General features: G+C 69.7%; 21 protein-coding genes. 8 read left to right on the forward strand and 13 right to left on the reverse strand.

Annotation, left to right across the window (positions count from 1 at the left end):
- From E3T42_RS17060 to E3T42_RS15105, 9 genes are all read right to left on the reverse strand, one after another.
- A partial coding sequence (locus tag E3T42_RS17060; RefSeq protein ID WP_206750370.1) for a hypothetical protein occupies positions 1-263 on the reverse strand: 263 nt, incomplete at its 3' end.
- A 62-nt stretch (positions 264-325) separates the two neighbouring features.
- Entirely contained in the window at positions 326-1,501 is a 1,176-nt protein-coding gene (locus E3T42_RS15070; protein ID WP_134366762.1) for a glycoside hydrolase family 1 protein, read from the reverse strand.
- Between the two features lie 70 nt (positions 1,502-1,571).
- Positions 1,572-2,510, reverse strand: a complete 939-nt coding sequence (locus tag E3T42_RS15075) for an alpha/beta fold hydrolase (RefSeq protein WP_134403266.1) — start codon at positions 2,508-2,510, stop codon at positions 1,572-1,574.
- Positions 2,507-4,264: an ABC transporter ATP-binding protein gene (locus tag E3T42_RS15080; protein ID WP_134403267.1), complete on the reverse strand. Its 1,758-nt coding sequence runs from the start codon at positions 4,262-4,264 to the stop codon at positions 2,507-2,509. Before E3T42_RS15080 ends, E3T42_RS15075 begins: the two co-directional genes overlap by 4 nt.
- Positions 4,261-5,202 carry an ABC transporter permease gene (locus E3T42_RS15085; protein ID WP_241976215.1) on the reverse strand — a complete coding sequence of 314 codons (942 nt, stop codon included), beginning with the start codon at positions 5,200-5,202 and terminating at the stop codon, positions 4,261-4,263. The genes E3T42_RS15080 and E3T42_RS15085 overlap by 4 nt, the downstream gene beginning before the upstream one ends.
- The gene (locus E3T42_RS15090) at positions 5,199-6,179 is read right to left on the reverse strand and encodes an ABC transporter permease (protein WP_134366765.1); all 981 of its coding nucleotides are present in this window, start codon (positions 6,177-6,179) and stop codon (positions 5,199-5,201) included. Before E3T42_RS15090 ends, E3T42_RS15085 begins: the two co-directional genes overlap by 4 nt.
- Before the next feature lie 114 nt (positions 6,180-6,293).
- A complete protein-coding gene (locus E3T42_RS15095) occupies positions 6,294-7,946 on the reverse strand; it encodes an ABC transporter substrate-binding protein (RefSeq protein ID WP_134403268.1) in 1,653 nt (550 codons plus the stop codon).
- 385 nt (positions 7,947-8,331) lie between these two features.
- Positions 8,332-9,426, reverse strand: a complete 1,095-nt coding sequence (locus E3T42_RS15100) for a LacI family DNA-binding transcriptional regulator (RefSeq protein ID WP_134403269.1) — start codon at positions 9,424-9,426, stop codon at positions 8,332-8,334.
- The gene (locus E3T42_RS15105; RefSeq protein ID WP_160141072.1) at positions 9,427-10,173 is read right to left on the reverse strand and encodes a TetR/AcrR family transcriptional regulator; all 747 of its coding nucleotides are present in this window, start codon (positions 10,171-10,173) and stop codon (positions 9,427-9,429) included.
- Positions 10,174-10,306: 133 nt separating this feature from the next.
- On the opposite strand from E3T42_RS15105, the gene kynA reads away from it, so the two are divergent.
- The 5 genes from kynA to purQ all read left to right on the forward strand — a co-directional run bounded on the left by kynA (position 10,307) and on the right by purQ (position 14,883).
- Entirely contained in the window at positions 10,307-11,161 is an 855-nt protein-coding gene (kynA, locus tag E3T42_RS15110) for a tryptophan 2,3-dioxygenase (protein ID WP_134403271.1), read from the forward strand.
- Between the two features lie 7 nt (positions 11,162-11,168).
- The gene (locus tag E3T42_RS15115; protein WP_134403272.1) at positions 11,169-12,308 is read left to right on the forward strand and encodes an amidohydrolase; all 1,140 of its coding nucleotides are present in this window, start codon (positions 11,169-11,171) and stop codon (positions 12,306-12,308) included.
- Between the two features lie 163 nt (positions 12,309-12,471).
- On the forward strand, positions 12,472-13,875 hold the full coding sequence (locus E3T42_RS15120; protein ID WP_134366770.1) for a kynureninase: 1,404 nt from the start codon (positions 12,472-12,474) through the stop codon (positions 13,873-13,875).
- Between the two features lie 40 nt (positions 13,876-13,915).
- Positions 13,916-14,185 carry a phosphoribosylformylglycinamidine synthase subunit PurS gene (gene purS, locus E3T42_RS15125; protein WP_134366771.1) on the forward strand — a complete coding sequence of 90 codons (270 nt, stop codon included), beginning with the start codon at positions 13,916-13,918 and terminating at the stop codon, positions 14,183-14,185.
- Positions 14,185-14,883: a phosphoribosylformylglycinamidine synthase subunit PurQ gene (purQ, locus tag E3T42_RS15130; protein ID WP_134403273.1), complete on the forward strand. Its 699-nt coding sequence runs from the start codon at positions 14,185-14,187 to the stop codon at positions 14,881-14,883. The genes purS and purQ overlap by 1 nt, the downstream gene beginning before the upstream one ends.
- 371 nt (positions 14,884-15,254) lie before the next feature.
- Here the strand turns inward: purQ and mgrA are convergent, their stop codons facing one another.
- The gene (gene mgrA, locus E3T42_RS15135) at positions 15,255-16,280 is read right to left on the reverse strand and encodes an L-glyceraldehyde 3-phosphate reductase (RefSeq protein WP_134366773.1); all 1,026 of its coding nucleotides are present in this window, start codon (positions 16,278-16,280) and stop codon (positions 15,255-15,257) included.
- A gap of 52 nt (positions 16,281-16,332) precedes the next feature.
- Entirely contained in the window at positions 16,333-16,605 is a 273-nt protein-coding gene (locus E3T42_RS15140) for a hypothetical protein (RefSeq protein WP_198416035.1), read from the reverse strand.
- Positions 16,606-16,838: 233 nt separating this feature from the next.
- Between E3T42_RS15140 and E3T42_RS15145 the strand changes: the two genes are divergently transcribed.
- The 3 genes from E3T42_RS15145 to E3T42_RS15155 all read left to right on the forward strand — a co-directional run bounded on the left by E3T42_RS15145 (position 16,839) and on the right by E3T42_RS15155 (position 20,923).
- Complete coding sequence (locus E3T42_RS15145; protein WP_241976217.1) at positions 16,839-17,300, forward strand: DUF3817 domain-containing protein; 462 nt, start codon at positions 16,839-16,841, stop codon at positions 17,298-17,300.
- A gap of 174 nt (positions 17,301-17,474) precedes the next feature.
- On the forward strand, positions 17,475-19,784 hold the full coding sequence (gene purL, locus E3T42_RS15150) for a phosphoribosylformylglycinamidine synthase subunit PurL (RefSeq protein ID WP_134403274.1): 2,310 nt from the start codon (positions 17,475-17,477) through the stop codon (positions 19,782-19,784).
- 509 nt (positions 19,785-20,293) lie between these two features.
- Positions 20,294-20,923 carry a hypothetical protein gene (locus E3T42_RS15155; RefSeq protein ID WP_241976219.1) on the forward strand — a complete coding sequence of 210 codons (630 nt, stop codon included), beginning with the start codon at positions 20,294-20,296 and terminating at the stop codon, positions 20,921-20,923.
- Positions 20,924-21,014: 91 nt separating this feature from the next.
- Here the strand turns inward: E3T42_RS15155 and E3T42_RS15160 are convergent, their stop codons facing one another.
- Positions 21,015-21,947: an SDR family NAD(P)-dependent oxidoreductase gene (locus E3T42_RS15160; RefSeq protein ID WP_134366777.1), complete on the reverse strand. Its 933-nt coding sequence runs from the start codon at positions 21,945-21,947 to the stop codon at positions 21,015-21,017.
- Complete coding sequence (locus E3T42_RS15165; RefSeq protein WP_134366778.1) at positions 21,944-22,345, reverse strand: chorismate mutase; 402 nt, start codon at positions 22,343-22,345, stop codon at positions 21,944-21,946. The genes E3T42_RS15160 and E3T42_RS15165 overlap by 4 nt, the downstream gene beginning before the upstream one ends.
- Between the last annotated feature and the right edge of the window lie 127 nt (positions 22,346-22,472).

Raw genomic sequence — 22,472 nt, forward strand, 5'->3', positions numbered from 1 at the left:
GCCCGCGCCGCGCCCGCGCCGCGCCCGCGCCGCGCCCGCGCCGCGCCCGCCGAGGTCGCCACGTCCGGTCGAGATCGACCGGCGCACCAGGCGAACTCGACCGGAACGGACGAACTCGGCGCAGAAATGCCGCCGAGACTCGCCGTTTGTGCCGACGTGACCCGCTGGGGCGGCGACATTCGGCCGAAATGACGACTCTCGGCATCCTGAGGCGGCCCGCTCGGCGGCAGCCGCTCCCGCGCCCGGGCCAGCAGCAGCGCCACCAGCAGCGCCAGCAGCGCCAGCAGCGCCAGCAGCGCCAGCAGCAGCGCCGGCGCCCGGGCGGCTAGACGAGCCCGTTGCGCCTGGCGACCTCGCCGAGCCAGGCCAGGCTCGGCTTGGGCGTGCGCACGAAGGTCTCGCGGTCCACCGCGATCAGCCCGAACGTGGGCCGGAACCCGCTCGCCCACTCGTAGTTGTCCAGGGCGCTCCAGTGCAGGTAGCCCAGCACCTCGATGCCGTCCTCGATCGCGGCGTGCAGGCCGCGGAGGGCGCCATCCGTGTAGTCGATCCGGCGGGTGTCGTCCGCGGTGGCGATACCGTTCTCGGTGACCATGACCGGCACGTGCCCGCTGAGCTCCCAGGCGGCGCGCACGCCGAGTTCGAGCGCCGGCGGGAAGAACTCCCAGCCGGTGAGCGTGGTCTCCACGTCGTCCCGAACCGGGAGGGGGCCGTCCGGGCCAACGAACGTGCGGGTGTACGCCTGCACGCCGATGAAGTCGTCGCCGCGCGCGTTCTCCAGGTACCAGTCGTCGCTCGGGTAGGCGTATTCGCGCAGCTTCTCGTCCGCTCCGGGCTCGCCGGTGGAGTGGAACGCCTGGGTCGCGACGGTCCAACCGGACTTCAGGCCGGGCACCGAGGCGAGCACCTCACGGGAGGCCTTGTGCGACGCGAGCAGCGCGTCGGCCACCTGCAGGTCGGGCCGCGGCAGGCCGAAGGCCACCAGGTTGGCGGCGCTCTCCCCGCCGGCGAGCATGGCCGCGATGTTGGGCTCGTTGATCGTGCAGACGTAGTCGACGCCGTCGGCCACGATCGGCAGGGTCAGTTCGGTGAACCGGGCGAACAGCTCTGGCGCGTCGGGGTTGCGCCAGAAGCCCTTCTCGAACATCCACTGCGGCACGGTGAAGTGCATCAGGGTGACGACCGGGTTGAGCCCGCACTCGAGGGCCGTGTCGACCATCCGTCGGTAGTGGTCGATCTCGGCGCGGGAGACGAAACCGGGCTCCGGCTCGATCCGGCTCCACTCGATGCTGAACCGGTAGGAGTTCAGGCCGGCGTCGGCGAGTAGCTTCATATCTTCGCCGAACCGGTGGTAGCTGTCCATGGCGTCGCCGCTGGGCTCGACGATCTGCGTGCCGACGGCGTGCTCCTTCACCCACCAGTCGTTGTTGACGTTGTTGCCCTCGATCTGGTGGGCGGCCGTGGCGGCACCCCAGAGGAAGCCGTTGGGAAAGTTCAGCACGATAACTCCTTGTTGCACTTGCGGTGAAAAACGATGAACGGATGAGCCACGCGGCCCGACGAGGATGGCCCTAGCCGACGCGGCGGGACCAGAAACGGTCGAGCACGGCCGCGGTCGCGACCGGGTTCTCCCGTTGCGGCGAGTGTGCCGCGTCCGGAATGATCTCGTAGGTGCCATCGAGCCGGGAAGCCATGGTGCGCTGCCACTCCTGCGGCCAGGCGGGGTCGTCGGCGCCGTGCGCGACCAGCACGTCGAGCCCGGTCCCGAGCAGCTCGGCCGTGGTGTCGGTCGGGTCGGAGAGGATCTCCGCCGCGCCGAGCAGGCTGTCGTCGCTGGTGCGCCCCATCCGCAACCGGCGGAAGGCCTCGTCGGCGGTGAGCTCCGCGTCGGCCCGGCCGACCGTGTGCGGATTGTCCTCGTCCCACCAGGCCGCAGAACCGCGGGAACGGATGATCGTCTCCTCCCGGTCCAGCCGGCCGGCCCAGCCGTGCGGGCCCGAGCAGAGCAGCGTGAGGTCGGAGAAGCTCCGGGGCGACCGGATGGCCGCGGCCCGGGCCACGACACCGCCGAAGCTGTGCCCGAGCAGGTGTACCGGACCGTCGCGGCCGATCAGGGCGGCCACGGCGACCGCGTCCCGGGCGAAGAGTTCGAGGGTGTAGTTCTCTTCGCCGACCGGCGCCGCGGAGTCCGCCTGGCCGCGCTGGCTGTAGCTCCAGGCGTCCCAGCCGTGGGCGGCGAGCAGGGGCAGGAAACCGCCGAAGTCCTCCTTCGAACCGGTGAAACCCGGCACGAGCAGCACCGTTCCGCGGCTGGGCCCCACCGGCCGGGAGCGCAACCCGGTCAGGCGTCCGACCGGGAGGTCCAGGCCCAGGTGCGCGACGGCATCCGTCAGCGGCACCGGGAGCGCGCCGAACGGGCCGACCCCGTCCCGGCCCACCCCGGCGAGGCCGTACTCGCCGAAGGCGTCCGAGGCGGCGGAGAAATCCGACGATTCGAGGAAGACGCTCACGACTGCACCAGCCCGCCCACGGTCGGGTGCGGGATGGCCTCGAGCAGCCGGATGGTGTACTCGTCCTGCGGGTTCTGCAGCACGTCGGCCGTGCGGCCCTCCTCGACCACCGCCCCGCTGTTGAGCACCATGATCTGGTCGGTGACCAGGCGGGCGCTGAGCAGGTCGTGAGTGATGTAGAGCATACTCACGCCCCAGGTCTCGCGCAGGCTGTCGAGCAGCGCGAGCACCCCGGCCCGCAGCGACACGTCGAGCATCGAGACCGGCTCGTCGGCGATGATCACCTGCGGGTCGCTGGCCAGCGCCCGGGCGATCACCACGCGCTGGCGCTGCCCGCCGGAGAGCTGGTGCGGCAGCCGGGCGGCGAACTGCTCGACCGGGGTCAGCCCCACGGTCTCGAGCAGTTCGAGCACGCGGGCCCGGGCGTCGCGACCGCGCAGCCTGGAGAAGTTCAGGATCGGCCGGGTCAGGATGTACTCCACCGTGTGCAGCGGGTTGAGCGCCGCGTACGGGTCCTGGAACACCATCTGCACCTCGGTGTGCAGCCGCTTGAGCTGCCGCCGCTTGATCGTGTCGATCTGCAGGTCGCCGAAGGTGATGCTGCCGCTGGTCGGACGCTCCACCCCGGTGATCAGCTTGGCGATGGTGCTCTTGCCGCTGCCGCTCGCCCCCACCAGCGCCATCGACGCCCCGGGTTCGAGGGTGAACGACACGTTGTTGACCGCGCAGACGGGCTCTTCGCCGCGGCTGGGCCGCTGGTAGATCTTCGACACATTGGTCACCACGATGGCTTCGCGGGCGGCGCGGCCTTCCCGGCGGCGCACGGTCGAAGCCGGCGGCGCAGCGGGCGCGGCGGGCGTGTCGAGCGTGTCGCCGGTCACGGTGACCGGGGCGTTCCCGGCCGCGGCGACCGCGACATCCGTTGCCCGGTCCCCGCCGCGGGCCGCCAGCCCGGGCACCTCCACGACGGCCGCACGCGGATCGCCGTAGTGGCTGAGCAGCATCCGGGTGTACGGATGCTGCGGCGCGGCCAGGATCTCGGCGGCGAGCGCGTCCTCCACGACGAGCCCGTCGTGCATGACCATCACCCGTTCGGTCACCTCGAGCACCATGCCCAGGTCGTGGCTGATCAGCACGGCCGTGAACTTCTCGGACTTCTGCAGCTCCCGGATGGTGTCCATCACGGCGTGCTGCACGAGCACGTCGAGGGCCGTCGTCGGCTCGTCGAAGACCATCAGGCGCGGTTCCAGGGAGAGGGCCAGCGCGATCGAGACGCGCTGGCGCATCCCGCCGCTCAGCTCGCCGGAGAACCGGTCGAGCACGCTCGCGGGCAGTTCGACCTTGCCGACCAGCTCGATCGCCCGAGCCTCGCGGTCAATTTTGGACACGTGGCCGTGGGCGGTGAAGATGTCGAAGAAATGGTCACGGATGCTGCGCACCGGGTTCAGCGCGTTCATCCCCGACTGCAGCACCATGGCGAAGCCGCCGTGCCGCTGCACGCGCAGCTGGGCCGGTGTCATGCCGGCGATGTCGACACCGTCGAAGAGGATGCTGCCGGCGCTGACCCGCGCGGGCGGCTTGGACAGGCCGGTCAGGGCGAAGCCCAGGGTCGATTTTCCCGACCCGGACTCGCCCACCAGGCCGACGAAGTCGCCCTGCTCGAGGTCGAAGGAGACGTTCCGCACCGCGGGAACCGGAAGGGCACCCTGCGGTTCGTAGACCACGAACAGGCCCTGCACGCTGACGAGACTCATCGTTTTGCTCCTTCTCGGAGGCGCGGATTGCTCAGCCCGTCGACGCCGAAGTTGATCAGGCTCATGGAGGTGGCCAGCAGTGAGATGCAGAGGCCGGGGGCGAAGAGCAGCACCCACTGGCCGGTCAGGAGGGCGTTGCTGTTCTGCGCCCAGAAGAGCATGGTGCCCCAGCTGACCGTGGTCGAGTCGCCCAGGCCCAGGAACTCCAGGCCCGCTTCGGCGAGGATCGCCGCGGTCGAGGCCCCGAAGAAGCTGCCGACGATGAGCGAGGTCATGTTGGGCAGGATCTCCCGGAACACGATCCGGGACGGGCTCTCGCCGCTGAAGATGGCGGCCGTGACGAAGTCGCGGGAGCGCAGGGACTGGGTCTGCGAGCGCAGCACCCGGGCGCCCCAGGCCCAGCCGGTGATCACGACGACCAGCACGATCATGCCGATGCCGCCGTTTTGCAGGTAGGCGGCGATGACGATCATCAGCGGGAGGGCCGGGATGACGAGGAAGAGGTTGACGATGAAGTTGATCACTTCACCGGCGAAGCCCCTCAGGTAGCCCCAGCTCAATCCGATCAGCACCGCGATGATCGTGGACAGCAGGCCGGCGACGAAGCCGACGAACACGGAGACGCGGGCACCGTAGATGAGCTGGGACAGCACATCCTGGCCGGCTGCGGTGGTGCCGAGCCAGTGCGCGGCGCTCATGTCCTCGCTGCGGCCGAAGGAGTTGTCGGTCGCGGCGTAGGGCGCCAGCAGCGGGGCGAAGATCGCGACCAGCACGAAGACTCCGAGCATGGCCACGCCGATCCGGGCCTTGGGCACGCTCCAGATGGTGGCGAAGGCCCGCCAGAGAACGCGCAGCGGGTTGGCCGTGCCGGCGTGGTCGCCCGGCGACATCGTCTTCACGATCGACGTGGGCGGGATGATCGTTCTGGTGGGGGTCATCGTCTCGTCCTCGGGTCGAGAATGCCGTACAGGATGTCGACTATGAAGTTGGCCAGCAGCACACTGATCGTGATGATCAGGAACAGGGCCTGCATGAGGGGGAAGTCCTGGTTGACCACTGCCGTGTAGAGCAGGTAGCCGACCCCCGGATAGTTGAAGACGCGCTCCACGAGCAGGGATCCGCCGACGACGCCGCCGAGCGCGAGCCCGAACGAGGTGAGGTTGGGCAGGATGGCGTTGCGGGCGGCATAACGGATGGCGACGGTGCGCGGGTGCAGTCCGTTCGCCTCCGCGAAGGTGACGTAGTCGTCGCCGAGCGTGTTGATCATGGTGCTGCGCATGCCCAGGATCCAGCCGCCGAGAGAGGTGATCAGGATCGTGGTGGCCGGCAGGATCGAGTGGTAGAGCGCATCCAGCAGGAACGCGACCGAGAAGTCGGGCGTCGCCGAGCTGCTGTAGGCCCCGGAGGTCGGGAACCAGCCCGCCACATAGCCGAGGAAGAAGAGCAGCAGCAGGGCCGTCCAGAAGTACGGGAACGCGCTGGCGAAGGTGCCGCCGACGGTGGGCAGGGTGTCGAGCCAGCTGCCACGCTTCCAGGCGGCGAGGACGCCGAGCAGGGTGCCGAAGATGAAGGCGACGATGGTAACGAACCCGACGAGCACCAGCGTCCACGGCAAGGCGGTTGCCACGAGGCTCGCGACGCTCTGCGGGAAGAAGGTGTACGAGACGCCGAAGTCGAAGTGCACCACATTGTTCAGGTATTGCAGGTACTGGTCCCAGGCGCTGCCCGTTGGCACGCCCAGCTGGGCCTCGATGGCGGCGCGGGTCGAGGGACTGACCGGGCCGTTCTGGGCGAGTTTGGCGATGGCGGCGTCCGCCGGGGAGCCGGGCATGAGCCGCGGGAGGAGGAAGTTCAGCGTGACGGCCGCCCACAGGGTGAGCAGCAGCAGGCCGACCTTGCTCAGCGTGTAGCGCACGGGTCGTTCCTTTCGAGTCTGAGTCGGCATTTCAAACCGGGAAATGCACCAGGGAGAGGAGCGCGGGCGAGTCCCCCCAGGGGCACCCACCCGCGCTCGCGGGGCGATGGTTGGTTACTTCGCCTTCTTCAGATTCGTGAGGATGAGCAGCGGGGTCGAGTTCCACGTGTTCGGCGGAGCGTAGGCGTTCTTCTCACTGGGCCAGTTGGTGAAGTTCTTGTCGCTGGAGAGGCCCCAGAGACCGCCGTAGAACATGCTGATCACGGGCAGCTGCTCGTAGAGCACGGTCTGCAGCTGGGCGGAGATGGCCTTCTGTTCGGTCTCGTCGGTCGAGGCCTTGAGCTGGGCCAGCAGGGCGTCCACCTTCGGGTCGCTGAAGCGACCGTAGTTGCCGGTGGTGCCGGTGCCGATCGGGGTGGCGAATTCGCTGTTCAGGAGCGTGTTCATGTCCTGGAAGACGCTGCCGGTGCCGCCGAAGCTGTTCATGGCGATATCGAAGTCACCCTTGCTGAGCGCCTCGGTGTAGGCGGCCGGCTGCGGCTGGCTGAGCTTGACGTCGATGCCGAGCGCGCCGAGCTGGGACTGCACGGTCTGCAGGCCCTGGAGCCAGTCGGTGTAGCCGTTGGCGGTGAGGATGTTGATGCTCAACTGCGTGCCGCTGGCGTCGACCATCTTGTCGCCCTGCTGGGTGTAGCCGGCCTTCGCGAAGGCAGCCAGTGCGGCCGTCTTGTCCTGCGCCACGACTCCTTCGTTGGGAAGGTCGGCGTTCAGCCACGCTTCCTGGTTCGGGAGCAGGAGTCCGGACTGGCCGGCGGCATCCACGTAACCCTGTTCGGCATCCGTGGCGATCTTCTCCCGGTCGAGCGCCAGGCTCAGGCCCTGGCGGAAGTTCACGTCGTTGTACGGCGCCCTGGTCAGGTTCGGGGACAGGGTGATCGTGCCGCCCGGGGGGAACCAGTACTTGTTGTGCTGCTTGTCGGCGTTGACCCAGGTGCCCTCGACATCCGTGATGAACGCGTAGGCCCAGTCGTAGCCGTTCTTGACGACGTCGAGCTGGCTGTTGGCGGCGGGGAGCACGAGCTTCTCCACGGCGACCTTGTCGGCCTGCCAGTAGTCCACGTTCTTCTTGAGCGTGTACTGGTTGGCGGTGAAGGTGTCCAGCACGAACGGGCCGGTGGTGACGGGCTTCTCGTTCTTCCAGGTGACCGGGTCCTTCACGTCTTTCCAGATGTGCTCGGGAACGATCAGCTGCTGGTCGATGATGGAGGCGGCGGGAACATCCTCCGTCTTGAGGTGGAAGACGACGGTGTCGCCGACGACCTCGAGGCTCTCGATGTGCTGCCAGACGCCCCAGGTGTCGAGGGCGGGAGTCGCCTTGACGAGGTTGAACGTGTAGAGCACGTCGGCCGGGGTGAAGGCCGTGCCGTCGGACCACTTCACACCGGTACGGATGTCGTAGACGACGGTCTTGGCGTCCGGCAGGGTGTTGCCGGTGGCGAGGAACGGGGTCGCGGTGCCGTCGAGCGTGTTGGTGACCCGCAGCGGTTCGTACATATAGGTGGTGGCGACGCGCTTGCTCGTGGAGAACGGGTTGAAGTTCTTCTCGAACGTGGGAGAGCCGTTGTCGGCCGCGACGAGCAGGGACCCGTCGCTGGGGCCGCTCGCTTGATTTTTGACGTTCATGCTGCACGCGCTGGTAGCCAGCAGTGCGGTCACGCCCACCACGGCGAAGGCCATTCGTAGGATGTGCCCTCTCAATTGCTTCATTGCTCTTGAAATCCTTTGTGTCGTCGTTGACCTATACGGCAGCGAGGCCGGTATCGCTACCGAACGGGAATACCTGAGGCGATGCCTCTACTGTATGCGCTTACATTCGCTGGACGCAAGAAAAATATCCATTGTGCTGTTGAGACGCGCAAACGGATGCCCGGACGCCCGAATCCCCGCGCCCTCCGGCGGCCCCCGCCCCGCTTCCCCCGGCCCCTAACCAATTCGACGGAGATACTGCTCCAAAAACCCGGAATCGGGCTGTTTCAGCCTGATTCCGGCAAAATCTCCGTCGAATTGGTTCACGCCCGCGGCTGGGGTTCGGGCACGCGGGCGGGCGAGGTGGGCGAAGGCGCGCGGGCCAGGGCTCACCCGGGATCCCGGCTCAGGCGGACGCGCCCTCTGAACTTTCCCGCAGCAGCACCTTGACGGGGAGGCGGGAGGTGATCGGCGGCTGGTCCGGGTGCTCGAGCCGGCTGAGCATGGCCCTCACCGCGGCGCGGCCCAGGTCCCCCATCGGCTGGTGCACCGTGGTCAGGCGCGGGGTCGAGAGGCGGCCGGCGTCGATCCCGTCGAACCCGGTCACGATCACGTCCACGGGCACTCGCACGCCCGCCGGGCCGAACACGTCCAGCAGGCCCAGGGCCATCTGGTCGTTGCCGCAGACCAGTGCCCGCGGCAGCGTCCCGGCCGCGAGGAGTTCCTCGGCGACGGCTCGCGCCTGCACCCGGGAGAAGTTGCCGCGCAGCACCGGCAGCGCGGCCGGGTCGATGCCGGCCGCCTCGAGGGCCTGCCGGAAGCCCAGGTGCCGCTCGGCGTCGTCGGGCGAGTCCGCCGGACCTGCGACGTACACCGGGTCCCTCACCCCGTGCCGATCGAGCAGGTGCCCCGTCAGGGCGCGCATGCCCTCGGTGTTGCTCACGCTGACGTGGTCGTAATCGTCGCCGCGACGCGGCCCGGCGATCAGCACCACCGGGATGCGCCGGGAGACGTGGTCGAGCAGTTCGTCCGGAACGCTGCGCGCGAGCACCGCCATCCCGTCGACCCGGCCGGCGATGTCGTTGACCATTGCGGCCGGGTTCGAACCGCGGCCGACGCCGACCATCAGGGCGAAGCCGTGCCGCCAGGCCTCACGTTCGCTCCCGCGCAGCACCTCGTCGAAGTAGAGGTTCGGCGGGCGCACCTCTCCGGTGTCGGGGATGTCCACGACCAGCTGCACCTGGGTGTCCTGCTCGAAGACGGCCTCGGCCTGGTTCTCCTCGTCGTCGATGCTCGGGAAGAACAGTCCGAGCACGCCGGTGCGGCGCGCGGCCAGGCTGCGGGCGCTGGCACTCGGCACGTAGCCCAGCTCCTGCACCGATGCCAGCACGCGGGCCCTGGTGGATGCGCGTACATCACCCGGACGACGGAGCACCCGTGAGACCGTCGCGATCGACACCCCCGCATGGGCGGCGACGTCGTAGACGGTCGCGGCCTTCATCTAGGCCCCGGGCCCGGCCGGTCCGGCGGATCCAGCCGGTCCGGACGGTCCGGCCGCGTTGCCGCGCGACGCAGCGCGGGTGGCCCGCCGGGACAGGCCGTGCACGGCCGCCTGGAATTCGCGCGACCGCAGCGGACGCCCCGGCAGCCTGGGCCGGTCGCGGTCGGGCGAGCGCAGTCCGTCGAGGACGACGGACAGTTGCCGCCGCCACTGGCCGCTGTAGGCGCCGCCGAGCAGGCCCAGCGAGCCCACCATTGTGACCAGCACGGCCAGGTCGACGGCGTCTACGTCCGGCCGAAGGTCGCCGTCCTTCTTCGCCTGCGCGACCAGGGAGGTGATGACGCCCTGGAACGCGGTGCCCTTGCCGACGCTCGGGTCGATCGTCTCCATCCGCCTGAGGATGGGTGGGAGCGACGGGTCGGCGACGAGCCATTCCGCGACGCGCTCGGTGTAGACGACGATGCCGGCCCAGGCCGTGGGGGCGGCGGCGATCTCGTCACGCACGGTGGCCAGTTCGGCCAGAGCGAGATCGTGCAGGGCCCGCACCAGGTCGTCGCGGGTCGGGAAGTTGCGGTAGAGCGTGGCCACGCCCACGTCGGCGCGGCGGGCGATTTCCTCCAGGGACGCGTCGACGCCGTTCACGGCGATCAGCGCCCGAGCCTCGACGATCAGACGTTCACGGTTCTGTCGGGCATCTCGCCGTCTCGGCTGGGCCCCGTCCTGCGGGGTCGATTCGGACGAAGTCATGGAGTTGATTCTAGGACCCGAACCTTGGCGTCGCGGAGGGATTCCTCCACGACCCTCGGTCGGGTGCCGAGATGTTGCGCCTGTCCGGGCAGTCCCCCAGAATGCAGTCAGCCCACGAACGGAACGGAGCACCATGCCGGTCGAAAAGAACACCCGGGAGTTCGACCCCGAGATCGTCACCGATTTCCGGGAACGGATGAGCTACGGCTCCTATCTGGACCTGGACACCCTGCTGGGCGCCCAGAAGCCGGTCAGCACCCCCGAGCACCACGACGAGCTGCTCTTCATCATCCAGCACCAGACGACCGAGCTCTGGCTCAAGCTGGTGCTGCACGAGCTGCGCGCCGCGACCGCGTTCCTGCGCCGGGACCAGATCGCCCCGGCGCTCAAGTGCATCGCCCGGGTCAAGCACATCCAGCGCACCCTGACCGAGCAGTGGTCGGTGCTGGCCACCCTCACCCCGAGCGAGTACGCCGAGTTCCGGCACTTCCTGGGAAACTCCTCCGGCTTCCAGTCCTACCAATACCGGGCCGTCGAGTTCGCGCTCGGCAACAAGAACCGGCGCATGCTCAGCGTGTTCGAGAGCGACCCGGATGCGCACGCGCACCTGTCCGAGATGCTCGCGGCTCCGAGCATCTACGACGAGTTCCTGCGCTACCTGCACCGCCAGGGCTTCTCCATCCCCGCCGCCGTGCTGGAGCGGGACGTCACCGAGGCCTGGGTGCTGCATCCGGAACTCGTCACGACGTTCCGCGGCATCTACGAGAACTCCACCGAGCACTGGGGCGCCTACGAGGCCTGCGAAGAACTCGTCGACCTCGAGGACAACTTCCAGCTCTGGCGCTTCCGCCACCTCAAGACCGTGCAACGCATCATCGGCATGAAAACCGGCACCGGCGGGTCGAGCGGCGCCGCCTTCCTGCAGAAGGCGCTCGAGCTGACCTTCTTCCCCGAGCTCTTCGCCGTGCGCACCGAGCTCGGAACGTGAGGCACGGATGACCCGGGCCGCGCCCCGCGGGCCGGCCGCCGCGACCGTGCTCCCCGGCTTCCTGGACGCTCACGTGCACCTGGCGCTGATCGACCCGGCCCCGCTCACCGCGGGCGGGATCGCGCGGGTGCTCGACTTGGGCGGCTGGACCCCGAGCGGGCCGGAGTCGCCGGGTTCGCGCGAGTCCGGGGAGCCGCAGGAGCCGCAGGGCTCGCCGAGTTCGCCGGTTCCGGTCGAGTTCGACCCGCGTGCCAGTCGAACTCGACCGCAAGCGGCGAACTCGGCGGAAGGGCGAGCGGGGCTGCCGGAGGCCGTGTTCGCGGGACAGTTTCTGGCCGCGCCGGGCGGCTACCCGAGCGGGCGGTCCTGGGCGCCAGCCGGCAGCATCCGTTTGGTGGCCCGGGCGACGGATGCCGCGGTCGTCGTCGACGCCCAACTCGTGCTCGGGGCATCCGTGATCAAGGTCACGCTCAACTCGGCGGCCGGGCCGGTGCTGTCCGACGGTCTGCTCTCGGCCATCGTCGCCCGCGCCCACGAGCACGAGATGCCGGTCGCGGCCCACGCCGAGGGGGCCGGGCAGGCCCTCCGGGCCTTCCGCGGCGGGGTGGACGCGCTGGCGCACACGCCGTTCACCGAGCGGTTGGACGACGCCCTGCTCGCGGCCATGGCCGGCCGGATGACGTGGATCAGCACCCTCGACATCCACGGGTACGGCGAACCCGACGACGACTTCGACCGAGCCGTCGACAATCTGCGCCGGTTCCACCGGGCGGGCGGCCAGGTGCTCTACGGCACGGACCTCGGCAACGGACCGCTGCCGGTGGGGCTCAACCGCCGGGAGATCGACGCGCTGCTGGCTGCGGGGCTGACCGGTGACGACGTGATCCGCGCGCTGACGGCCGAGCACCTCGGTCGTTTTCGGAACGTGCTGCGCGCCCCGGGACGGCCCGGTCCCGAGCGACACGGTCCGGCGCCGGCCGACCCCGGCCGCCTCGTCACCCTGCTGCGCGGCGAGCGCCCCGACGACCCGGCCGCCTTCAGCGCCTGGCTGTGCACCGCGCGGGCCGCCGATGCCGCCGAAGCCGCCGAAGCCACCGAAGCCCATCGAAGCCACCGATGTCACCGAGCCCGTTCCGGTCGAGAGTGACCGGCGGAACGGCCACTCTCGACCGGAACGGTCCGTCGGCGGGGCAGCCCACCCGGGCCTGTAGGCTCAGTGCCCACCCGGGCGGCACCCGTGGCGGGCCACCCCGCGCGGGTGGGATACTGCCAGCACGGCGCACCGATCCGCTCGAACTCGAGGAATCCAGATGACACCCAGCACCGACAGCTCGTCCCTCGGACTCGGCGGCCAGGACGCCCACCTCGCCTTCGCCCGCCGGATGGACCGCATCGACGGCCTCGGCCACTACCGGCGGCAGTTCGTCGGGATCGAGACAGGGTCCACGGCCGATGCGTCCCCGAACCCGTTCGCCTACCTCGACGGCAACTCCCTCGGCCGGCCGACCCGGGCCAGCGTGGCCCGCATCGCCGATTTCCTCACCCACGACTGGGGCACCCGACTGATCCGCGGCTGGGACGAGGAGTGGATGGACCTGCCCCTGAAGATCGGCGACGACCTCGGCCGCGCCGCGCTCGGCGCGGGCCCCGGCCAGGTCTTCGTGGGCGATTCCACCACCGTGCTGCTCTACAAGCTGGCTCGCGCCGCGGTGGACTACCGCCGCATCGACGTCGACCCGGTGCGCACCGAGATCGTGCTCGACACCGACAACTTCCCGACCGACCGCTACCTGCTCGAGGGCATCGCCGCCGAACGCGGCCTCACCCTGCACTGGATCCACTCCGATCCCGCCAGCGGTGTCACGGTCGAGCAGGTGCGGCAGGCGGTGGGCCCGCAGACCGCCCTCGTGCTGCTGAGCCATGTCGCCTACCGCTCGGGTTTCCTCGCCGACATGCGCCAGATCACCGAGGTGGTGCACGCCGTGGGCGGGCTCGTGCTCTGGGATCTCAGCCACTCGGTCGGCTCCGTGGCGGTCGAACTCGACCTCTGCGACGTCGACCTGGCCGTCGGCTGCTCCTACAAGTACCTCAACGGAGGCCCGGGCGCCCCGGCGTTCGGCTATGTTCGCCGAGACCTGCAGGACGTGCTCACGCAGCCGATCCAGGGCTGGATGGGAACGAAGGATGTCTTCACGATGGGCCCCGGGTATGTGCCGGCCGCCGGCATCCGTCGTTTCATGAGCGGAACCCCGCCCATCGTCGGGATGCTGGCCATGCAGGACACGATCGCGATGATCGAGGAGGCCGGCATCGAGCAGGTGCGGGCGAAGTCAGTGGCGCTGACCGAGTTCGCGGTCACCCTCGTCGACGCCTGGCTGGCCCCGCTGGGCGTCACCCTCGCCTCGCCCCGCGAGCACACCCACCGCGGCGGCCACGTCACGGTGACCCACCCGGCCATGGGCCAGGTCACCCGCATCTTGTGGGAGCACGACGTGATCCCCGATTTCCGCTCCCCCGACGGCCTCCGGATCGGGCTGTCCCCCCTCAGCACCAGCTTCGTCGAGACGTTCGAGGGCATCGCGGCGATCCGCGACGTGCTGCGGGGCGTGCTGCTGGGGCAGAGCGGGCTCGGCGCGACACCCGCGAACGGGTTCGGCGGCAGCGTCGCCGGCGGTCTCGGCGGCTCGCGCGGCGGCGCGGGGGTCGGCCTGTAGAATCGTGGAATCCACCCCCCCGACGTCTCCGGAGTGAGCCATGCCAACAATCGTCGTAGAAGTCATGCCCAAGGCCGAGCTGCTCGACCCGCAGGGGAAGGCCGTCGCCGGCGCCCTCGGTCGCCTCGGCAAGACCCGCTTCACCAGTGTCCGCCTGGGCAAGCGGTTCGAGATCACCGTCGAGGGTCACGTCGATGACGCCGTTCTCGCCGAGGTGCGGGAACTGGCCGACACAGTGCTCTCCAACTCCGTGATCGAGGATGTCGTTGGCATCCACGTGCTGGAGGCGCCCGCCGGAGAGACGCACTGATGCGCATCGGCGTCGTCACCTTCCCCGGCTCGCTCGACGACCGCGACGCGCAGCGCGCGATCCGCCTCGCCGGCGCCGAGGCCGTCGCCCTCTGGCACGGCGAGCACGACCTGCACGGCGTCGACGCGCTGGTGCTGCCCGGCGGCTTCAGCTACGGCGACTACCTGCGCTGTGGCGCCATCGCCAGCCTCTCGCCGATCATGGCCGAGGTCATCGACGCCGCCAACAAGGGGATGCCCGTACTCGGCATCTGCAACGGCTTCCAGATGCTCGCCGAGGCGCACCTGCTCGAGGGCGGGCTGATCCGCAACGACCACGGCCTGTTCATCTGCCGCGACCAGCAGCTGCGGGTCGAGAACACCTTCACCGACTGGACCGGCGGCTTCGCGGCCGGCCAGGAGATCACCATCCCGCTCAAGAACGGCGAGGGCGGATTCACCGCCTCAGCCGACACGCTGGAGCGCCTCGAGGGCGAAGAGCGCGTCGTCGTGCGCTACGTCGGCATGAACCCGAACGGGTCCCTCAACGACATCGCCGGCATCAGCAACAAGCGCGGCAACGTCGTCGGCCTGATGCCGCACCCCGAGCACGCCGTCGAGCCCGGCTTCGGCCCCGACACCGATGACGCCATGCGCAGCGGCACGGACGGGCTCACCTTCTTCAGCTCCGTGATCAAACGGATGCTCGTCACCGCCTAGCAGCATCCGCTCGGCGCCGTTACTCGACGCCGGCTCTCGCGTCGTGCGGCCGCTGCATCCGTCAACCCGAGAGTTCCCGTTCCGGTCGAGAGTGCCCGTTCCGAGGGTCACTCTCGACCGGAACGGGAACTCTCGCAAGTCGTCCGGGGCTCCCGGCGGCTTACCCGGCTGCCCGCTGCTGCGCCGCGGGGTTGCCGCCCCCGCGAGCCCGTCGCGTCCTGCGCGTCCGCACGCCTGTGCGTCCGCGCGGGCGCCTCTACACCCGCGGCATCCGTCGAGTTCGACACTTCCGGTCGAGTTCGTCCGGCAGACCCGGCTAACTCGACCGGAACCGTCGAACTCGGCGCGAGATCAGACGGCGCGCGCCGGGATCAGACGGCGCTGGACGGCTCCCACAGGTTGATGCCCATGTCGACGGCGTGTTCGTCGATCGCGGTGACCTCTCCCGCGGTGAACGCGAGGTTGTCGATGGCGGCGATGTTGGTCTCCAGCTGCGCAACCGAGGAGGCGCCGACGAGCGCCGAGGTGACGGTTTCGCGCCGCAGCACCCAGGACAGGGCGAGCTGGGCGAGCGACTGGCCGCGGGCATCCGCGATCTCGGTCAGGGCACGGATGCGCCCCACCGTCGCATCGTTCACCATGTCGCGGCTCATCGAACCGGCCTGCGAGGCGCGGGAGCCCTCCGGCACCCCGTTCAGGTACCGGTCGGTGAGCAGCCCCTGCGCCAGCGGGGAGAAAGCGATGCAGCCGACGCCGAGGTCGTCGAGGGTATCGAGCAGTCCGTCTTCGACCCAGCGGTTGAACATCGAGTAGGAGGGCTGGTGGATCAGCAGCGGTGTGCCCATCTCGGCGAGGATCGCGGCCGCCTGGCGGGTGCGCTCGGGCGAGTACGACGAGATGCCGGCGTACAGGGCCCGGCCACTCGTGACAGCCGTGTGCAAGGCGCCCATGGTCTCCTCGAGCGGGGTGTCGGGGTCGGCCCGGTGGGAGTAGAAGATGTCGACGTGGTCCAGGCCCATCCGGCCGAGGGACTGGTCGAGGCTTGAGAGCAGGTACTTGCGGGAGCCGAAGTTGCCGTACGGCCCCGGCCACATGTCGTAGCCGGCCTTGGTGGAGATGACGAGTTCGTCGCGGTGCGGGGCGAAGTCCCGCGCGAGGTGCACGCCGAAGTTGCTCTCCGCGCTGCCGTAGGGCGGGCCGTAGTTGTTGGCCAGGTCGAAGTGGGTGACGCCCAGATCGAAGGCGCGGCGCAGGATGGCGCGCTGCGTTTCCAGCGGCGCGGTGCCGCCGAAGTTCTGCCAGAGGCCGAGCGAGATCGCGGGCAGTTTGAGGCCGCTCTGCCCCGTGCGGCGGTAGGGCATGGAGTCGTAACGGGTGTCTGCGGGAAGGTACGTCATTCCTCCAGACTGGCACAGCCGGCTGGGCGGCCGGCCCGTGCGCCCCGCGTGGTCACGGTCCGCTTGTCGTGCCGTCGGGCCGCACGAAGGTGAACGCATACGGCTGCGGTCCGCGGCCGGTCTCGACCCAGCCATCCGCTTCGATCTCACGCCGCAGTTTCGTCAGGCTTTTGGTCGTCCCGGGTGCGAAGGCCTCTTCCGGCGGCGTCGGCACGACCGTGCGGGTCGACGAGAACATGTCGCTCTTGTACCGGCGTTCGCCGTCGACCCGGCCGACGGAGCGGAGGGTCATGCTGCCCGTCTGTGAGGCCAGGATGGTGAGCACGCCTGCCCACCACGACGTCCCCCGACGTCTTCGAGCTCGATCTGCAGTGTCTTCCCCGATGTGCTCATGAAGGTGCAGTGTGCACCGGGTTCGTTCGCCTGCATAGGGCCGGACCACGCCGACACGACCTGGCTTGCCGATCTGCGGAGTCATCCTTTCGGCGGATGCGCCGGGCCCCGCGATCCTGCGAAGATCGAGGCGACCCCGTTCCCCACCCCCCAGGAGTGTTCCCCGTGTCTCCCCGCCTGTTCTACCGCACCGTCGCCATCGCCGAGGCCGTGACCTGGACCCTCCTGATCACCGGCATGGTGCTCAAATACCTGACGGATGCCGGCGGCACCCCGCTCCTGATCTTCGGCTCCCTGCACGGTTTCGTCTTCATCACCTACGCCCTGACCGCCGTCCTGGTGGGCCTGAACCAGCGCTGGCCGATCCGGCTGATGGTGCTCGCCGTGATCACGGCGATCGTTCCCTACGCGACGGTGCCGTTCGACATCCGTCTGGACCGCACCGGCCGGCTCGACGGCGACTGGCGCCGCGTCGCCACGGACGATCCGCGCGATCACACCTGGGTGGGTGCCCTGCTGCGCTGGCTGCTGAACCGTCCGGCCGTGCTGATCAGCAGTTTCGTCGTGGCTGTTGCCGCGATCATGGCCGTGCTGCTGACGCTGGGCCCTCCCGGCGGCCGCAGCTAGGGCACACCCCGGGCGCAGCTAGGGCACACCCCGGGCGCAGCCGGCGCGCAGCCCGACCGCAGCTAGGGCGCAGCCCGGGCGCAGCCGGCGCCCGGCGGACACCGCAGCCACGGCGCCGCGGAGCGCGGGTAGACTCGACGGGTCAAGCATCCGCTATCCCTGGGAGAACGCCTCGTGACCGCTGTTACCACCACACCCTCCCGCGGCATTGCCGACACCGTTGCGAACGCGATTGCGACGCCCGAGAAAGAGCAGCCGTTCGACGCGCTGGGGCTGACCCCGGGCGAGTACGCGGAGATCCGCCAGATCCTCGGCCGCCGCCCCACGAGCGGCGAGCTCGCCATGTATTCGGTGATGTGGAGCGAGCACTGCTCCTACAAGAGCTCGAAGAAGTACCTGCGCTCGTTCGGCGAGAAGGTCTCCCCCGCCATGAAGAAGAACCTCATGGTCGGCATGGGCGAGAACGCCGGTGTGCTGGATGTCGGCGAGGGCTGGGCGGTCACGTTCAAGATCGAATCGCACAACCACCCCTCCTACATCGAGCCGTTCCAGGGTGCCGCGACCGGCGTCGGCGGCATCGTGCGCGACATCATCTCGATGGGCGCGCGCCCGGTCGCCGTGATGGACGCGCTCCGCTTCGGCGACATCGACGACCCCGACACCGCCCGCGTCGTGCACGGCGTCGTGTCCGGCATCTCCTTCTACGGCAACTGCCTCGGCCTGCCCAACATCGGCGGCGAGACCTGGTTCGACAAGGTCTACCAGGGCAACCCGCTCGTCAACGCGCTCTCCGTGGGCGTGCTGCGCCACGAGGACCTGCACCTCGCCAACGCCACCGGCGCGGGCAACCAGGTGGTGCTCTTCGGAGCCCGCACCGGCGGCGACGGCATCGGCGGGGCATCCATTCTCGCCTCGGACACCTTCTCCGAAGGCGGCCCCACCAAGCGGCCCGCCGTGCAGGTCGGCGACCCGTTCGCGGAGAAGGTGCTGATCGAGTGCTGCCTCGAGCTCTACCGCGACAAGCTCGTCGAGGGCATCCAGGACCTGGGCGCCGCGGGCATCTCCTGCGCCACCAGCGAGCTCGCCTCCAACGGCGACGGCGGCATGTTCATCGAGCTCGACAAGGTGCTGCTGCGCGACCCGACCCTGACGGCCGAAGAGATCCTGATGAGCGAGAGCCAGGAACGGATGATGGCCGTCGTCACCCCGGAGAAGCTCGCCAGCTTCCTCGCGGTGACCGCCAAATGGGACGTCGAGACCAGCGTGCTGGGCGAGGTCACCGACTCCGGCCGCCTCATCATCGACTGGCACGGCGAAGAGATCGTCAACGTCGATCCGCGCACCGTCGCCGTCGACGGCCCGGTCTACGACCGTCCGGTCGCCTACCCGACCTGGCTCGACGCGCTGCAGGCCGACACCGCCTGCGCGCTGCCCCGTTCGACGGATGCCGCGGTGCTGCGCGAGCAGTTCCTGGCCCTGCTCGGCTCGCCGAACCTGGCCGACCCGAGCTGGATCACCGACCAGTACGACCGCTACGTGATGGGCAACACGGCCCTCTCGTTCCCCGACGACGCGGGAATGATCCGCATCGACGAGGAGTCGGGCCTCGGCTTCGTCATCGCCACGGACGCGAACGGCCGCTACTGCCAGCTCGACCCGTACCGCGGCGCGCAGCTCGCCCTCGCCGAGGCCTACCGCAACGTGGCCGTCACCGGCGCGGTGCCGGTCGGCATCAGCGACTGCCTCAACTTCGGTTCGCCGGAGAACCCCGAGGTCATGTGGCAGTTCTCGAAGACGGTCGACGGCCTGGCCGACGGATGCCTGGCGCTCGAGATCCCGGTCACCGGCGGCAACGTCTCCTTCTACAATCAGACCGGCGACCAGCCGATCTTCCCGACCCCCGTCGTCGCCGTGCTCGGCGTGATCGACGACGTCGCCCGCCGCGTGCCCAGCGGCTGGCAGGACGACGGCCACAACATCTACCTGCTCGGCGTCACCCGCGAGGAGCTCGACGGCTCGGCCTGGGCCGGCGTCATCCACGACCACCTCGGCGGCCTCCCGCCCGTGGTCGACCTGGCCGGCGAAGCCGCCCTCGCCGGGCTGCTGCACGCGGCCTCGATCGAGGCCCTGATCGACAGCGCGCACGACCTCAGCTCGGGCGGGCTCGCGCAGACCCTGGCCGAAGCCGTGCTCCGGTTCGGGGTCGGAGCCCGCGTGTGGCTCGGCGACATCTGCGAGCGCGACGGGATCGACGCATCCGTCGCCCTGTTCTCGGAGTCGGCCGGCCGCGTGATCGTGTCGGTTCCGCGCGAGGACGACGTGAAGTTCCTCGGCCTGTGCGAGGGCCGTAACTACCCCGTGCTGCGCATCGGCGTGACCGACTCGACCTCGTCGACTCTGGAGATCCAGGGCCAGTTCACGGTGTCGCTGGCCGATCTGCAGTCTCGTCACCGCAGCACCCTCCCCTCCCGCTTCGCGCAGTAAGGGTTCCGCTCCTCCGCTCCTCCGCTCCTCCGCTTCTCCTCCGTCCCCCGCGTGCGGCCAACTGACCGCCATCGCCGGGGCGGAAGCGGCGCTTTGCGCGCACGCAAGCGCTGCCGGTCAGCGCACCCACGGATGCCTGTGGAGAGAGTGCAGGACGGGCGACGGCGGGGTGGCATCATCGTGCGATGAGACCGCCTTCGGAGTTGCCGTCCGAGCTTGGTGACGGGCCTTTTTCCGTAGCCGACGCTCGTCGGCTGGGGGTCAATTCCGGGCGGCTGCGGCGCAGCGACCTCGCGCGGCCCTTCCACGGCGTGCGCGCGCCCGCGGGCCCCAGCCAGGCTCCGGCTCCTACCAGCGACGCGGACCGGTGGGCCCGGATCCGTGCCGCAGTGTGCACCCAGGCCGTCAACTACGCGGTACGGATGCCCGCAGATCAGTTCTTCAGCCACGCGACGGCCGCGCTTCTCCACGGGCTGCCGCTCCCCGCACGGCTGCTCGAAAGGTCACTCGTGGACGTCGGCACGAGCGTACGGACCAGTCGCCGCACCGGCAAGGGTGTGCGCGGGCATTTGATTCCCCTGGACCGGGTGCGCATCGTCTCGGTGGGACATGTCTCCGTCGCGTCAGAGGTCGACGCGTGGGTCCAACTGTCGACCGTTCTCACCCTCGATGAACTGATCATCCTGGGCGACTCCCTCGTGCGCCGCCAGCGGCCTCCGGCGACGATGGCAGAGCTGCAGTCGGCTGTGGCACGGCAGGCCGGCTTGCCCGGTGCACGTCGCCTGCGTGAGGCTCTGGCTCAGGTGCGTGCGCGCACCGATTCTCCCAAGGAAACAGTGCTCCGTCTCCTCATCGTCCGGGCCGGCCTGCCGGAGCCGGAAGTGAATCTGACACTCCTCAATCGCTACGGCGCCTTCATGGCCCTGGGCGATCTTGCGTACGTTCGCTACAAGATCCTGATCGAGTACGACGGACGGCAGCACCGCGAAGACGAAAAACAGTTTCACCGCGACATCGACCGCCTGGACGAGCCCATGGAAGAAGGATGGCGGGTCATCCGTGTCAACAAATCCCACCGCCCGCAAGCGATCCTCGCCCGGATCCGAACCGCACTTCTCGATCGCGGTTGGCGCCCCTGACGCCCCCTATGGCGGTGCGTGCGCTCAAAACGCCGCTATCCCACCTGGCTTGGCGGCGTTTTGAGCGCACGCGGGGCCGGAGGCGGGGCCGCTAGAGAGCGAAGGGGGCGCCGAGGATCGCCTCGGTTCGCGACCAGAGCCGCTCGGCGACCGCGAGATTGACCGAGGTGCGCGTCGGCGACTGCAGGCTCGGGACGCCCCGGGTGAGATAGCGCGGGCCGTAGTAGTCGCCGCCGCGGGCGGCCGGGTCGACGGCGGCACGCACGATCGGCCACGCGCCGACGTCCTTGCCCTGTGCGGCGACGCCCTGCAGGATGTCGGCGAAACGGCTGACCCGCGAGGGTTCGTTCACCCCACGGATGCCCGGCGTCAGCCCCGAGATCGAGTAACCGGGGTGCGCGACGAGGCTCTGCACCCCGTCAGCGCCGCCCGCCCCGGCCGCGCGCAGCCGCCGGTCCAGCTCGAACCCGAACACCTGCATCGCGATCTTCGACTGGGCGTAGGCACGCCACCGGTTATAGCCGTGCTCCAGTTCCAGGTCGTCGAGCGAGGAGTCCAGCAGACGTGAGATCATCGATCCCAGCGCCACGACCCGGCTGCCCGGGGTGCGCCGCAGCACGGGCGTCACCTGCATCGTGAGCGCGACATGGCCCAGGTAGTTGGTTGCGAACACGAGTTCGTGGCCGTCGGGGCTCACCTCGCGGGTGCGCGGCGGGTGCACGATCCCGGCGTTGAGGATGAGACCGTCGATGCGGGGCAACTCGAGCAGCGCGGCCGACGCGATGCGCACCGAGGCGAGATCGGCGGTATCGAGCGGCACGGCCGACACAGATGCGCCCGGCACCCGGCCGCGGATGGCCGCGAGGGCGGCATCCGTTTTGGCCGGATTGCGGCAGGCGAGCACGACGTGGGCGCCCGCCGCGGCGAGCTGCTCGCTGGCGAAGTATCCCAAGCCCGCGTTGGCGCCGGTGATGACGAAGGTCTTGCCGGACTGGCCGGGGAGTCGTTCCGTCCGCGCGCTCATGCGGAGGCGGACGGGGTCGCGGGGGTGCCCGCCTGCGCCGGGGACCCGGCCGCGCGCGGCGCACCGGTGCTCGCCGACTCGGTGCCGGCGATCTTCTCGTGGTGGTGGATGACCTCGGCGATGATGAAGTTCAGGAACTTCTCGGCGAACCCCGGGTCGAGGCGGGCCTCCTCGGCCAGGCCTCGCAGCCGTTGGATCTGCAACAGCTCCCGCTCCGGGTCGGCGGGCGGCAGGCCGTGCGTGGCCTTGAGCCGGCCCACCTGCTGGGTGAACTTGAAGCGCTCCGCGAGCAGGTGAATCAGCGCGGCGTCAATGTTGTCGATGCTCTGACGGATGCTGCCGAGCTCGTCGATCGCTTCCTGACCCGCGCCGGCGGGCAATTCCTCGTGTGCAGCCATGGTTCGACGATACCGTTTCGTGCGCTGCTCGCCTCCCCCGCCGAGGTCGCCCGTTCCGGTCGTCCGGTACACCGGACGATCTCGACCGGAAGTGTCGAGTTCGGCGCCGTCTCGCGCCCCCGCAGTC

This window comes from Cryobacterium sp. TMT4-10, assembly GCF_004403275.1.
Taxonomy (GTDB): Bacteria; Actinomycetota; Actinomycetes; order Actinomycetales; family Microbacteriaceae; genus Cryobacterium; species Cryobacterium shii.

Excerpts from the sequence above, each read along its gene's own strand:
- E3T42_RS15080 (WP_134403267.1), bottom strand. The coding sequence starts at position 4,264 with ATGAGTCTCGTCAGCGTGCAGGGCCTGTTCGTGGTCTACGAACCGCAG.
- E3T42_RS15085 (WP_241976215.1), bottom strand. The coding sequence starts at position 5,202 with ATGACCCCCACCAGAACGATCATCCCGCCCACGTCGATCGTGAAGACG.
- E3T42_RS15095 (WP_134403268.1), bottom strand. The coding sequence starts at position 7,946 with ATGAAGCAATTGAGAGGGCACATCCTACGAATGGCCTTCGCCGTGGTG.
- E3T42_RS15100 (WP_134403269.1), bottom strand. The coding sequence starts at position 9,426 with ATGAAGGCCGCGACCGTCTACGACGTCGCCGCCCATGCGGGGGTGTCG.
- E3T42_RS15105 (WP_160141072.1), bottom strand. The coding sequence starts at position 10,173 with ATGACTTCGTCCGAATCGACCCCGCAGGACGGGGCCCAGCCGAGACGG.
- kynA (WP_134403271.1), top strand. The coding sequence starts at position 10,307 with ATGCCGGTCGAAAAGAACACCCGGGAGTTCGACCCCGAGATCGTCACC.
- E3T42_RS15115 (WP_134403272.1), top strand. The coding sequence starts at position 11,169 with ATGACCCGGGCCGCGCCCCGCGGGCCGGCCGCCGCGACCGTGCTCCCC.
- E3T42_RS15120 (WP_134366770.1), top strand. The coding sequence starts at position 12,472 with ATGACACCCAGCACCGACAGCTCGTCCCTCGGACTCGGCGGCCAGGAC.
- purS (WP_134366771.1), top strand. The coding sequence starts at position 13,916 with ATGCCAACAATCGTCGTAGAAGTCATGCCCAAGGCCGAGCTGCTCGAC.
- purQ (WP_134403273.1), top strand. The coding sequence starts at position 14,185 with ATGCGCATCGGCGTCGTCACCTTCCCCGGCTCGCTCGACGACCGCGAC.
- mgrA (WP_134366773.1), bottom strand. The coding sequence starts at position 16,280 with ATGACGTACCTTCCCGCAGACACCCGTTACGACTCCATGCCCTACCGC.
- E3T42_RS15160 (WP_134366777.1), bottom strand. The coding sequence starts at position 21,947 with ATGAGCGCGCGGACGGAACGACTCCCCGGCCAGTCCGGCAAGACCTTC.
- E3T42_RS15165 (WP_134366778.1), bottom strand. The coding sequence starts at position 22,345 with ATGGCTGCACACGAGGAATTGCCCGCCGGCGCGGGTCAGGAAGCGATC.